10 protein-coding genes are annotated in these 13344 nt (G+C 43.5%); 2 read left to right on the top strand and 8 right to left on the bottom strand.

Annotated elements, in window-relative coordinates:
* The first annotated feature begins 52 nt into the window (after positions 1–52).
* Together namA and H6H03_RS03515 are read left to right on the top strand one after the other, a co-directional pair.
* Complete coding sequence (namA, locus tag H6H03_RS03520; RefSeq protein ID WP_190953749.1) at positions 53–1120, top strand: NADPH dehydrogenase NamA; 1068 nt, start codon at positions 53–55, stop codon at positions 1118–1120.
* A 258-nt stretch (positions 1121–1378) separates the two neighbouring features.
* Positions 1379–1993 (top strand): hypothetical protein, encoded by a 615-nt coding sequence (locus tag H6H03_RS03515; RefSeq protein WP_190953748.1) that lies wholly within the window; start codon positions 1379–1381, stop codon positions 1991–1993.
* A 326-nt stretch (positions 1994–2319) separates the two neighbouring features.
* On the opposite strand, the gene H6H03_RS03510 is transcribed toward H6H03_RS03515, so the two are convergent.
* The 8 genes from H6H03_RS03510 to H6H03_RS03475 form a co-directional block, all read right to left on the bottom strand.
* Positions 2320–2769 (bottom strand): tellurite resistance TerB family protein, encoded by a 450-nt coding sequence (locus tag H6H03_RS03510; protein WP_190953747.1) that lies wholly within the window; start codon positions 2767–2769, stop codon positions 2320–2322.
* Between the two features lie 276 nt (positions 2770–3045).
* Positions 3046–3381, bottom strand: a complete 336-nt coding sequence (locus H6H03_RS03505; RefSeq protein WP_190953746.1) for a XisI protein — start codon at positions 3379–3381, stop codon at positions 3046–3048.
* Entirely contained in the window at positions 3369–3785 is a 417-nt protein-coding gene (locus tag H6H03_RS03500) for a XisH family protein (protein ID WP_190953745.1), read from the bottom strand. Before H6H03_RS03500 ends, H6H03_RS03505 begins: the two co-directional genes overlap by 13 nt.
* Before the next feature lie 166 nt (positions 3786–3951).
* Positions 3952–5865 (bottom strand): biosynthetic-type acetolactate synthase large subunit, encoded by a 1914-nt coding sequence (gene ilvB, locus H6H03_RS03495; protein WP_190953744.1) that lies wholly within the window; start codon positions 5863–5865, stop codon positions 3952–3954.
* A gap of 137 nt (positions 5866–6002) precedes the next feature.
* Positions 6003–7265, bottom strand: a complete 1263-nt coding sequence (locus H6H03_RS03490) for an MFS transporter (RefSeq protein ID WP_190953743.1) — start codon at positions 7263–7265, stop codon at positions 6003–6005.
* A gap of 170 nt (positions 7266–7435) precedes the next feature.
* Positions 7436–7996 carry a hypothetical protein gene (locus H6H03_RS03485; RefSeq protein WP_190953742.1) on the bottom strand — a complete coding sequence of 187 codons (561 nt, stop codon included), beginning with the start codon at positions 7994–7996 and terminating at the stop codon, positions 7436–7438.
* Positions 7997–8171: 175 nt separating this feature from the next.
* Positions 8172–11780 carry a hypothetical protein gene (locus H6H03_RS03480; RefSeq protein WP_190953741.1) on the bottom strand — a complete coding sequence of 1203 codons (3609 nt, stop codon included), beginning with the start codon at positions 11778–11780 and terminating at the stop codon, positions 8172–8174.
* 153 nt (positions 11781–11933) lie between these two features.
* A complete protein-coding gene (locus H6H03_RS03475; RefSeq protein ID WP_190953740.1) occupies positions 11934–13262 on the bottom strand; it encodes a TULIP family P47-like protein in 1329 nt (442 codons plus the stop codon).
* Between the last annotated feature and the right edge of the window lie 82 nt (positions 13263–13344).

Here is a 13344-nt window from a genome sequence, read left to right as displayed (position 1 = left end):
TCATACTGCAAACCTATTGAGCATCACATAGCAAGAGAAGGAATCAATAACGATGCCACACCTGTTTGAACCATTCAGGATTCGTGAAGTTACTTTTCGCAACCGCATCGCTGTTTCACCGATGTGTCAATATTCAAGTACAAATGGATACGCCAACGATTGGCATATGATACATCTGGCTTCTCGTGCAGTTGGCGGTGCAGGTATAGTGCTAACAGAAGCGGCAGCTGTGGAACCACGTGGACGTATTAGCCCCCAAGATTTGGGCATTTGGTCAGATGCACACATCCCAACTTTAGCCAGGATTGTGGGATTGATTCACAACTTTGGAGCTGTTGCAGGTATCCAACTTGCTCATGCAGGCAGAAAGGCCAGCACCGCCAAACCGAGTAAGGGAGGAAAAGTACTCGATGAATCTCAGGAAGGTTGGCGTCCTTTAGTTTCCAGCAGTGCGATCGCTTTTAGCAAAGATAGTCCTGTGCCTGAAGCCCTAAGTATTGAGGGAATTCAAGAAGTTATTGACGCCTTTATTCAAGCTGCTAAACGTTCTTTACAAGCTGGTTTCAAAGTTATTGAAATCCATGCTGCCCACGGTTACTTACTACACCAGTTTCTCTCACCCCTGTCTAACCATCGTGAAGATGATTATGGTGGTAGCTTTGAAAACCGTACTCGTTTGTTAATAGAAGTAGTTCAAGGAGTCCGAGAGGTTTGGCCTCAAACACATCCACTTTGGGTACGCATCTCCGCCACCGACTGGGTAGACAAGGGTTGGGACATTGAGCAGAGTATCGCTTTAAGTGACAAACTTAAGTCTCTAGGAGTCGATCTCATTGATACTTCATCAGGGGGGCTAATTCCAGGGATCAACATCCCAGTTAAACCTGGTTATCAAACTCAATTTGCCGAACGCATCCGCCGTGAAGCTAATATCCAGACAGGAGCCGTAGGGTTAATTACATCCCCAGAACAAGCTGACGAACTGATTCGCAAAGAAGCAGCTGATATAGTGCTGTTGGGACGGGAATTACTCCGCAACCCTTACTGGCCACATCTAGCAGCCAAACAACTCGGACACGATAAACTTTGGCCCGTTCAATATGACCGCGCTTGGCTGTGATGGGGACTGGGGATTGGCAATTATAAGATGGTTTGGCAGGTTGCCAAACAGAAATGCGATCGCCTTAAATATCACAAATCTATTTCTAGCCCTTGAGGCGATCGCAGCTGCCCACTCAAACAAAATTATTTGATATTTTAACAAGTAACAGAAGTAGGAATTAATGCGATCGCGAGTGTGTCAACATAATTTATGGGATTATAAAATCGAAAAGTAGATTAACCTAAATCTACATAAATATGAAATCGAGGCAACGGTGTGAGTACATTCTTATCTAGTGTGGCTGTATTACTCTCTACTTTGGCTTTAGTATGTAGTGGTTATGTAGCTTACGAACTTTTCACACTGCGAGAGACGCTAAATACCACCAAGACTAATACACTAAGCAATAGCACTCCCACTCAAGTACCAAGTCCCACAACTACAACTTCTTCAAAAGAACCAATAGCATCACCATCGCCATCGCCAGCTACTGCTACTAACTCAGCAATTCAACCCGGTCAATTTGTGCAGCCTGCTTTTGGCAAGAAGGCAGAAGTGGAATTACTTTCAGCCAAGCGAATTAAAGATCCACAAACTGGAAACCGTGATGTCATAAATGTGCAAATGCGTATCCGTCGGCTTGCCACAGACGGAGTTGTTGGTAGTGATATCATATCCGTTTCTAGTACAACAGCCCGTAATCCTGACACTAGCGAAACATACAAAGGAGTTGCTTTAGATCGCTCAACAGGAAGTGTTTCTTTGTTCCAAGTACGTCCACAAGCCTCAGCAGATGCTTATATCTGGCTAAGAGTTCCCGATGGTGTTAATAATTTGGACATTTTTGTGCCAGATACAGCCGCATTTAAAAATGTACCAATTTCTTCCTAGTTAAGTAATAAATATCAAATTAACTCACCACTAGGAGAGTCAGAATACATGCTTTGAGCATTTATTCTTTGTTCATAAGCTAATCAGCATTTAAGCTGCACTATTGAAATTATGAATAAATGGCTTAAACCCTCTCCTGTGCTCCTCTGCTCCCCTGCGGTCTAAACTGCAAATTAGGTGCTTAACAGCTTAACGTGCAAGATTCCCAACTCCTTCACGAAGTCGGGAATCCGAAAAACTCAAGTCCAACAAAATTATTTCATGCTTTAAATTAGCAACCTCAAATTAATGATGGTAGATGACTGAAGCTGCAACTTCAAGCATGATTACTCCTCTTCTTCCCCAAATATTTCATCTATTAGTTCTTGCGCTCGTTCATCTGAAATTCTTAACGCTTCCTGAAGTTCAGATATATAATCTTGTTCAATTTCCGGTACTTCTTCATCAATACCCACTACTAAGATAGCGGTGATATATGCAGCTTCTCGATAAGCTCTATTTGGTAAAGATTCGATCGCTTGGGCTACTAAGTCTTCAGGTTCTTCTTCATCAATCAAGCTGACGACTTTCTCGGTCAATTCTTCAAAGTCATCATCAGAGTAATCTTCAAATAAGCCAACCTGACTCAGAAATTCACTCAAAGCATATTCTTCTGTGGAAGAAATACCTTCACCATCAGCAGCTGCGGAAAAAAGTCCCAAAATTGCGATCGCAACTTCTGGTTCTAAAGCAACCGAACTAGCACTACGGCCTTTGGGCAACCTGCGTTGAGGCATAATTATCCTTTAAAAGTTATGTGATCTTTGAGGAAGTAATACCTTACGGTTTATACAGCCTCGTAGATTTAGGATTCCCAAAAGAATGCGGAAATATACATTGGGATGAATCTTTTTTTCATAAAAAATACGCAGAGAATATATTCATCTACGTATAAAAACGGTTAAGTTGCCTTAAGTCATAAGGTTTTTAGTACCTGTGTGTACACAAGTTGAGGTAAGTCGAAGTGTGGGCTACGCTTACGCCTTCCGGGAAAAGTCCGCGATATCTTTTATTTAAGCTACTCCATACCCCGTGTACGGACGTTTATAAGGTGGCTGTAAACCCAACACAATATCGTCTTTTGGTACTCCCATTTCCAATAGTTCTTGTGCTAAATCTACATCTGTCATATTCTGCTGAATCCAGATTTTGTGATTTTTAATATCAAAATGAATGACACTGTGATAGATGCGACTTAAACCATTCCAACCTACACGCATCAACTGATAATGATCGTGTACTGTATCAAATATTAGTTCACTTTCAATGTCTTCACGCAAGGGTTTATACTCACCGTGTTTAGTTAAAATCGTTTGGATATATTGGCGATATTGCTCTAGTTTGTCCATCCCACAATCATCTCCATAATTGGTTCATATATTATTAGTTTTAATCGATGTCGCCGCACCGCGATTTGAGCAAGTCGGGTCTGGAAAAATGTTTCATAAGCATCAACTGGAACAGCCAAATATAATTGACGTTCTGGTTCTTTTTCTTCGAGTGCAATTTGATAATTCAGGAATTGTCCCAAAGCCGTATGGAAGTCGCTAACCGCAGAGTTACTTGCAAAACTTTTAATTTCCACGGCTATTTTTTCCCCTGCTCGTTCTGCTGCTATCAGCCTTTGGGCACCTAAATCTATTTTAAACGTCACTTCCTCAAATTCTATTTTTAGAGGATCGTCGGTAACTATCCAATTTTCTTTCTGGAGTGCATTTTTTACCGCTTCATGAAATAAATCTCTAGCTGACATCAGTAAACAACTTTGTTCACATTCTTAACATAACTGCCCGTATATTTTATTTAGTGCCGACATTTTTGAACGCCAAAGGAAAGGGGTCAGGAATTAAGGGAATTCCATCATCTTTTTCCCCTTCTCCCCGATCCCCTACCTTTCTAGTCAGAATTATCAAAAAGCGTTACAACTTCGTCCCACACTCTGCACAGAAGTTATGAGTAGGAGCATTTTTCGCATTGCAGTTATTACAATACACTGGCTCTGCTGGGGCTTTGGGCTGTTGCTTGGGCAAGCCGACCATTTGAGCGTTGCTCTTACCAGGAGCTACCATTGGATAGCAATTTTCGTCTCTGGTAACGTGGACATTCACAATTACCGGGCCTTTGTGTGCCAGCATTTCGGCGATCCCATCTTTTAATTCGCTGCGATCGCGGATTACCATGCCCTTTATCCCGTAGGCTTTTGCCAATAACTCAATGTCTGGCATCCCTACTTCCATGTTGGAGGATGAGTAACGTTCGCCATAAAAGGCTTGCTGCCACTGGCGTACCATCCCTTGCCAACCGTTGTTAATAATTATAGTCTTGACATTGATGCCGTATTGTGCTAATGTCCCCAGTTCCTGTAAGCACATCTGGAAACTAGCATCGCCACTAATACAGATGACTTCTTCATCTGGAAACGCAACTTTCGCGCCCATAGCGGCAGGTAGACCAAAACCCATAGTTCCTAGACCTGCGCTAGAAATCCAGCGTCTTGGGCCGTTTTTCAAAAATTGTGCTGCCCACATTTGATGTTGTCCGACATCTGTGGTGTAGAAGGCGTTAGGTGCTTGGCGGCTGACTTCGACGATCGCTTCTTGGGGTGAAATGGTGTCGGGATGCTGGGGTACTACTAGGGGATAATCTTCCCGCCAACGGTTAACCTTAGTTAACCACTCTTGGTTTTGATTTGGTGTCGGCTTGATGCCTGTTTCTTTGAAGCGACGCAACAAGTCAATCAACACGTTACGCACATCGCCGACGATGGGCACTTCAGGTATGCGGTTTTTGCCGACTTCCGCCGGATCGATGTCGATGTGAATTACTTTGGCGCGGGAGGCGAATTCGTCTAATTTGCCTGTGACGCGATCGTCAAATCTTGCACCGACGCAAATTAGCAAGTCGCAATCACTAACGGCAAAGTTAGCGTAAGCGGTGCCGTGCATTCCCAACATTCCCAAAGCCAGGGGATGATGTTCGTCAAAGGCGCCGATCCCCATTAAGGTTGTGGTGACGGGAATACTGAATAACTCAGCTAATTGTTTGATTTCTTCATGGGCAGAAGCGGCGATCGCACCACCACCTACATACAGTAGCGGACGGCGACTTTCAGTAATCAACCCAATTGCTGCCTGAATTTGTCGGGGATTTCCCTTGACTGTAGGACGATAACCGCGTAGCTTTACTGAACCTGGTTTCACAGGCACATAGTCAAATTCTTCTAAAGCTACATCCTTCGGCACATCAATCAAAACTGGCCCTGGACGCCCCGTGCTAGCGATGTGAAAGGCTTCAGCCACAATCCGCGCCATATCTTTGGGATCGCGCACTACATAGGAGTGCTTCACAATTGGTAGCGTAATCCCATAAATATCGGTTTCTTGAAACGCATCTGTACCGATGGCTGGACGTGAAACCTGCCCCGTGACTACAATCATCGGGATGGAATCCATGTAGGCTGTGGCAATGCCTGTTACCAAGTTGGTTGCTCCTGGGCCAGAAGTACCAAAGCATACTCCTACCTTTCCCGTGGCACGTGCGTAACCGTCCGCAGCGTGGGCTGCGCCTTGTTCGTGTCTCACTAAAATGTGCTTAATCGCACCAGTAGCTTCCACTTTGTACAGGTCGTCGTAAATTGGCAGAATCGCCCCACCGGGATAACCAAAAATATACTCAACACCGTGGCGATGAAGGCTGTCAAGCAGAGCAAAACCGCCAGATGCACGTTTGGGCACGACTGGCGGGTTTGAATTACGGGAGTGTTTCTGATTCTCGGTTTGTGGAATACTGATTTGGGAAGGCAATTCTCCAACGGAGACACTTTGTGAACGCACGGTCAAACCTCAGACTATAGCTAAAGTTAATGCTGACTTCTGTAGTTAAGATTTCATTTTAATAGAAAACTTCAATTAAATCCCGATTAATTTAATTTATAGATTAAAAATAAAGCCAGATTATTAGCCTACATTACTTAAATTACGTCTTGCAAGACTCTGCGGGTATTTTGCCAAGCCCAGACACCGACAACTACGACAACAATACTCATGACTACAAGCACTGTTCTCAATCCCAAAGCGTCAGTTAATGGCCCGGTAATTGCCAAAGGAGCAGATAAGGCGATGTTGACAGCGTGATTTTGAAAGCCAAATACTTTACCATGCATTGTCGGTGGCGTTTGCTGTTGAATTAAAGTTTGCATAGGCACGCCAATAAAGGCAGCACCGATACCTAAAATTGCACACAGTCCGAGTGCCACCATTAAATTGTGCGTGAAAGTGAACACTCCTAAAACTAGGGCTATCATCAAAAATCCAATTAAAGGTAAAGGCTTGTGGTGCAATTTATCACCCCAGTGGCCTAAAAGCGCCGCACCGAATACCATACCTACACCGGCTGCGGCCAAGAAAAAGCCAAACTGTTTTTCTTTGAGACCAAATTCTTCCGCTAATCGAATTGTCAACACTGTTAACGCTGCAAAGACACAATATAAGGTTGTTAGTTGCAGCATCGCGTTCAAGACCAAACGATTTTTCTTGAGATAGCGCAGACTCGCGGTAAATTCAGCCCAAGGGTGATTTTCTTGTTGATGTTCCTTTGGTGGTTTGTGTTCTTTAAATTTAATGGGCTGCATGATGCCAGCCGATAATATGTAGAGTCCACCAACCACAAGTTCTTGACCGTATTCTTCACCCATCAAGCTTTTAGCCAAACTCAAAATCGGTTCTCCTATGGCAAAGCCAACAATTAAAGCTCCCATCATGGTGCTGCTAAATAGTGCGTTGGCTGCCAACAAATTTTCTCGCTTCACTAACAAGGGAATGGAGGCTTGCTCAGCTGGGGCAAAGAACTGTGTAACAGTGGAAATGGCAAAAGTCAGAATTAAGAGAATCAAAAACTCCCTTGGTAACAAAGGAAGACACAGGGTTAATATTCCACGCACAACATCTGAGCCGACCATAATCAGCTTTTTTGAGAAGCGGTCAACAAAGATACCCCCAGCAGAACCAAACAAAATTGCTGGTATTGTAAACGATAGCATCAAAGTTGAATACATCGAGTTTTGTGCCAACCCAGGAAGCGGTGAGTAGTTCTCCAAGAGAGCAATCATCAAAACAAAGAAGACTTTATCTGCTAACTGGGACACTAATTGCCCAATCCACAGGAGCATAAAACCACGGTTTTTTAGCAGTGCGCTAAAGCCATTATTAACAGCAGCAGGTTCTGTTGGAAACATCAGTTACTTTGGGTAGATGGGGCAGTATCGGGCATGGGGCATGGGGGATGGGGCATTGGGCATGGGGGAGAATAAATGCTAACTCCTAACTCCTGTACAGAGACGATTAATCGCGTCTTTACTCCTAACTCCTCATTCCTAACTCCTGTTGACTTACTCCATTGTCCGGATTAATTTGCTTCATAGCGTTCTAACAGCATACGCAAAAATGCAGCGGCACTCAGATGGCCTTTGGGGGGAAAAATTCCAATGGATGAATCTACCCACCAGCCCTGTACAGTTTCAGGCGATCGCCAAATTGACATATGATCGACTGCTGGGTCTGCATAAAAGTTATTTTGCCCACTACCAAGCAAACTAGAACTCCAATGGGTGAAATAATCATGACTCATCCGATGAATTGGGAAATTCCCCTGTAATGGCACCCCCCATCCATCTATAGCAATAAAGGCTTTGACACGACCACCCAAGTGTTGCCACAAATGTGCTGCGCCTATGGCCCCAACAACGCCAGCACTAAAGCTAATAAATATCAGCGGTGATTGAAAAGAGTTGTTGAGGCGATCGCGCAAAAATTCTAAAATGTGCAAAGCGGATAAATTTAAAAAGTCTTTTCCCGGAAAAACGAGTATATTAGCTTGATTTTGCCCAATTGAGCCATCGAACAATCCCGATATAAAGGATTGGGTGAAGGTGCGATCGTGGATTCCAGGGCAAACAATTATACTCATATGTCTGTTGCGTGTTAGCAGCTTGCACAATTATTAATAACTTCAACTTTAGCCGATGGTTTCTGAAGATAAATAAAAGCGCTATCAAACTGAGATGCCAGTGATAGCGCTAATTTTTAATGATTTGAGGATTGCGATCGCAAATTAGACTTGAGCGAAAAAACTCGTTCTTCAGCTACTTGTATTTAGCAAGACCCATAAAGCATACGCCTTCATTGCCGACGAAATCGATGAGTGACAGTGCCGGAAGTGAAAAGCCTTCGGTTGACTCAATCACCTTGGTATGGCGCAAGATCTTAGTGAATTCTGGTAATGTTCCCAAGAAGTTTTGAGCAATCGATTTACCATCCTTCCAATTGTTCTTAAATGCCCAGCTAATCATTAAACCAACATGAGTGCAACCCCATACTGTATCAACAATCGTACCGATATCACCACTATTACGGGCAAGTCTGCCTTGCTCTTTACCAGTGTTGGAAGTGACAGCGAACCAAGCACAGTCAAATCCTACGCCGATCCATTGCAAAACCCAAATGAGGTTACCAAAGTCAGTGTCATTGTCACAACCAACGCTGCCACCACCTACAACCCAGGGAATGCTGAACACTTGGGAAGTGAATTCTAGACCTAGAGTAGCTACACTGAGTACACTAATAGCATCCCCCATTTGAGCACGGATTTTAGTAAATCTAGGACTGAGGTTGGCAACTTCAAAACCACCAGACACATCATCGGGCGGAATAATATCCAGTATTGCTTCAAATCCACCATAGAAGAAGTAATTAACGCTATAGAAGATATCGAAGAGTGGCTTGAATGACTTAAGGGAGATTTCTGTGGCTTGGGCTGCTTCTGCCCGCGTGGCCATTAAATGGCTGGGTTGGTTAGCCAAACCACTTGCCCCAAGCAAGTTTTGCGTGGTGCAAACTGACTTAAAGGTTTGGAGGCTGGCGTCATCGGGGAAGGGAGCCTCTTGAAATATAATCTTGTAAACTACAGTGCCAGGAATGGCGACGATCAAGGCAAGCAGATCCAAAGCAGAAAGCTGGCTTCCATTGGTGATGAAGCTGTAAAGATCGGAGACAAATGGAATATTCCATTCTTGATTTAGCAAGTTAAGTATTCCTCCCAAGGCTGCAATCACTCCATCAAATACCAAGCCAATGATGGTTTTTGCCATGTCTAGGGCCAGTAGAGCAATCCCTTCAACTACCTCCAACAGTCCGCTAATCGCCAGTTGCAGTATTTGATCCGGATTCTTTTTAATTTGGGAGAAATAATCAACTGCCCGTGTAAACGCCTCAACTGATTGAAACTGTTGGGCATAATTTGTGAGTTGGACAACTAGATTATCAATTGCGCTGTTGCTTTCTGGGCTGAGTGCCAGCAGTGTGCCACCATCAGTGATTTGTGTACTAGAAGCATGGTTGATAAATCCTGTATAGAAAATATTGGTGACTACATTAGACTGCACCGATGGTTGCGGCTTCACATTCGTTTGCTCTACTTGTGTTATTGTCTGTGTTGCGGCGATTTGTTGAATGTAGCCCTCAAAGGTGCTTTGGATGTTGCGCTCAAAGGCATCTATGCCACCAATTACTCGATTTTTAACAGAAGTCAGTCCTGCTTGAATTACGGGAATAAACTGATTAAAGGTGTATTTGATGGCTTCTTTGGAGCGTAGAATGTCATTCCAATTGAATAGAAAGCCAAGCCAGTCAAACAAATCTTCAAAGAATATTTTCACATTCTGAAAGATCCCTTCTGCTATATCAAATACCTGTTCCAACAGATTGATTGCGCCGTTCCACAGCACATTACCCACGAAGTCTTCAATTTTGACAACGACCTGTTTAACAAATTTGGTAACTGGATCGACAACCGTCGAAACAAATAACTTGCCTAACTCAATCACACCATCTTTAATACCTTGCCATAAGTCGCCCCAAGAAAACCCAACGCTGTGATTGCTGAGTGAACCTAATGCCCGCAGTGCCAAGGGTTGTACAATAGTTTCCAAATGAGGCGTAATGGAATCAGCTGTGTGTTCCCCATAGACTGGGATACCGGAAGTAAAGTCCATTTCCCAATGCTGTTCTGTAACCGATGCTAAATGGAGTTCTCCGAGTATCGTCGGTGCGATCGCACGATAGCGTAAACTTTCTGGGCGATCGCTACGAGCGAACATCAGTTGAGTATCTTGTGTATTTTGGGGGTCGGAGGGCTGTGTTTTGCCTAAGGACATGGTTTGATTAAGTCCCTTTTGCAGCGCATTAGCTACATCTTGATTGCTGTAATTACCCTGCAAAAGCGAAGACCCATCGGCTTTCTTGGCTTGCAAAAGTTGGTCAGCTGTAATGGTTTCTAGAGTGTTTTGAATGTCAGTGTTCGGCTGAACTTCGATTGCATGTCCATCTGGTAAGAAGTCACCAGAGATACTTAGGACACTGGTTGATAATTTATTTGTGCTGCTGGTAAGAATCACCTGTCCAGCAGCATTGGTGGTACAGGATGCAGGAGTGGTAGCATCAATGATGTAAGTTTGCCCGTTAATGGCAACATTCATCGTGGCTGAACTAGTAATTTGTAAGTCCGTATAAGCCATTGGTGTCTGAGCCCGATCCAATAGCGTAATCGCAGTGCTATAGGAACTAAAGGCTTCAATCTGTTGGGTGGTGTCAAGTTCAACTTGGCTGTTGTCCCAATCTCTGGTTTGGCGATCGCGCACCAGCCACCAAAGTGTATGGTCGAATCCGACATAAAATAGATTTTCTGTACCATCACCACTTTGAGCAACACCCATGTGAGCAGCTTTCTGAAGTATTTCTACTGGGTCTTGCACACCCGGAACTGCATGATAGATTTTGGCATCGGTGGTGTGTACAAACACATCTACTACACCATTTTGATTGCGAATAGCCGCGACTCGATCGATGGGGGCTGGCAAGGTACCCATCTTCATCAATCCCAAATTCGGATCGTTGAAATACAGGTTACTACCTGCTGCTGCAAACAACATTGAGTTACCATCTGTTCCTGATACTACTGCCAGTATGTTATGGGTTTCTCCCCCTCTGGCAATAATATGATGGTAGGCAGGAACGCCGCTAAACTCTAGCCGAGGAGCGCCATTCTCATCAATGTAGCTGACAATCACACCATTTCCTAGCGGTTCGAGGCTGCCAACCACTAGATCGAGAATGCGGTTTGGCTTGCTCGTGGTCAGCAGAGGACTCCAAGGTATTGGATGCTGTCCCGGTTTTAAATGCAAAATTTGGATAGCGTATTTATTGGTGCTATCTATGTCAGTTTTTTCAGTAACAATTGCTACCAATGGTTGCTGATTGGCATCAAAGCCCACACCAAGCTTCACAATGGTGACATTGCTCATGCGTCCACAGAAGATCCACCGCTCTGATTCTGGTGCGGTCTCAAAGTTCTTGACATAGTAAATGCTGTTGCTGCTTGGATCGTTTGGTGTAGCTGCAATAGCAACAAGATGATCGTTACCCTGCCCATCGGTGGCGGCAGCGAACGCTTGGATTGGTTGCTCCAAGGTCAGCACTTCTCCATTCATGTTCAGATCGAGTTGCCGCCAGCCTGTATCACTTTCGGTAGTGGACTCAATCATAAATAAATGCCGATTGCTGGCGATCGAAAACACTCTAGAGCCGTCTCCTGCTTTACCAACCGCCACAATTTGAGTATCACTGGAAACGGGGGTGCTAATGCGATAATTCTGCATCAGCTTAGAGGAAGCGATCGCTTGATTTGTGTTAGCCATTACTAAGTAATTCCTTTACAGTTAATGAAGTATGAAGCAAAATGTGTAGTCAAATAGATACAAAAGTTTGTATTGATGACAAAAGATAAAGCATAGAACAAAAGTTTTGACAGAACGTTCTCATGCTTCATGTGTGCATTACTTGGATTAACCCTAATTCTTGAGGGTTACATCTAACATGAAGTTGGCGGGTAACTGAACATTGGAATATTCAAACAGCGACTTCGCTGGTAACTCTACACATGCCATTGCATTTGTCAGTGCATTACTAAAGCCGTTGTCTTTTAGCAAATTATTTACAGCATGTTTGACAGCATCTGTGACTACTTTGTAACCAATTTCTAGGAAGCCGGCAGTTAAAATATCTAAAATAATCCGTACTGCTAAATTATCTTGGTCGCTGCTGACTTTGATATCAGTTTGACGCGTTTTATATTTCAGCTCGCCATTTTCAACATAAATTGACACGTAGTTAGATAAATTTGCGATGCCAGTAATTGTAATCGCTGGGCCAATGTGGCCTTTCTTGCGATATTCAATGTCCATCGCAATCTCATTGTTGGAGATGTAGACATCAAGCTTAGTGAACGAGCAGCCTTTGAAAGGCACATTTTCCTTCAGCGTTGCTTTGGCAGGATTATGAGAGAGGTTGAATGAGTCAACACTTATTGGGCAATCGACATCCTTGCTTTTGAGTCCATTAACGATGTTTGGCAAGATAAATTTACTGAGAATCTGGTAATCTGAAGCGATAAAAGTTGCTTCATCGTTGGTCAACACCAAACTATGGTCAAATATACCCGCAGTAGGTTCAGTAGGTAAGAGTTTTTTATCCGTCATCAACAGGAAATTCAAGCAATTGAACTGAGGGTTAGATGGATCGCTATAAACTGAGAAATCTCCACCTGTAGGAGCTAATGGGCCTACTGTTTCAGGTACATTTGGCACTTTCACAGAACCAAACACAAAGGTAGCATTGTTCTGCTTCTGAAGTTGCTCAAGGTATTTCTGTAGTAACGTTGTGATGCTCACTAATGCCTGCCCATCAATATCATCGATTTCAAATCGAGAAACTAGATGTGGATCGCTCAAGTCTAGAAACAGTCTTTGCACTGTAAAATCAGCCGAATGGAAATCAGTATCATGTAGCATTTTCAGAGAGCTAGTTAAAACAAATGATTTCCCTGAAAGATCGTAAGATACGGAAGTAACTTCTGGCTTACCACTTACAATTTTTACTTGATAGTAAGTGTATGCCCCTGCCACGATCGGCACTATTAAAGATGCACCTCGATTCAATGGAGTATTGAGATCGATCCTCGGTATACCAAAAGTTGCTTGAATTGTAGAACCATCATCACTTAATTCTGCATTCCATTGAGGTAGAGTATTGTCCTGAAACACCAGTGCAAACTGCTCATTTAATGCTTTTTCAGTGATGGCCATCACGAGATCGTAACCTTGCAAATCTTGTAAAGTCATTGGTAGTTCCTTAGTTAATTAGTAGATTGAGTGATGCAAACTGGACTTTGACTTATAGCTCCTCTTCGCTGGAAAAGCATCT

It is taken from the genome of Nostoc paludosum FACHB-159, from assembly GCF_014698835.1.
In the GTDB taxonomy this organism is placed as follows: domain Bacteria; phylum Cyanobacteriota; class Cyanobacteriia; order Cyanobacteriales; family Nostocaceae; genus Nostoc; species Nostoc paludosum.
This window is presented reverse-complemented; position numbering and strand designations above follow the sequence as displayed.

Coding starts and splice junctions, on each gene's coding strand:
- H6H03_RS03500 (WP_190953745.1), bottom strand. CDS start 3,785: ATGTCAGCTAGAGATTTATTTCATGAAGCGGTAAAAAATGCACTCCAG.
- H6H03_RS03480 (WP_190953741.1), bottom strand. CDS start 11,780: ATGGCTAACACAAATCAAGCGATCGCTTCCTCTAAGCTGATGCAGAAT.
- H6H03_RS03490 (WP_190953743.1), bottom strand. CDS start 7,265: ATGTTTCCAACAGAACCTGCTGCTGTTAATAATGGCTTTAGCGCACTG.
- H6H03_RS03505 (WP_190953746.1), bottom strand. CDS start 3,381: ATGGACAAACTAGAGCAATATCGCCAATATATCCAAACGATTTTAACT.
- H6H03_RS03510 (WP_190953747.1), bottom strand. CDS start 2,769: ATGCCTCAACGCAGGTTGCCCAAAGGCCGTAGTGCTAGTTCGGTTGCT.
- namA (WP_190953749.1), top strand. CDS start 53: ATGCCACACCTGTTTGAACCATTCAGGATTCGTGAAGTTACTTTTCGC.
- H6H03_RS03475 (WP_190953740.1), bottom strand. CDS start 13,262: ATGACTTTACAAGATTTGCAAGGTTACGATCTCGTGATGGCCATCACT.
- H6H03_RS03485 (WP_190953742.1), bottom strand. CDS start 7,996: ATGAGTATAATTGTTTGCCCTGGAATCCACGATCGCACCTTCACCCAA.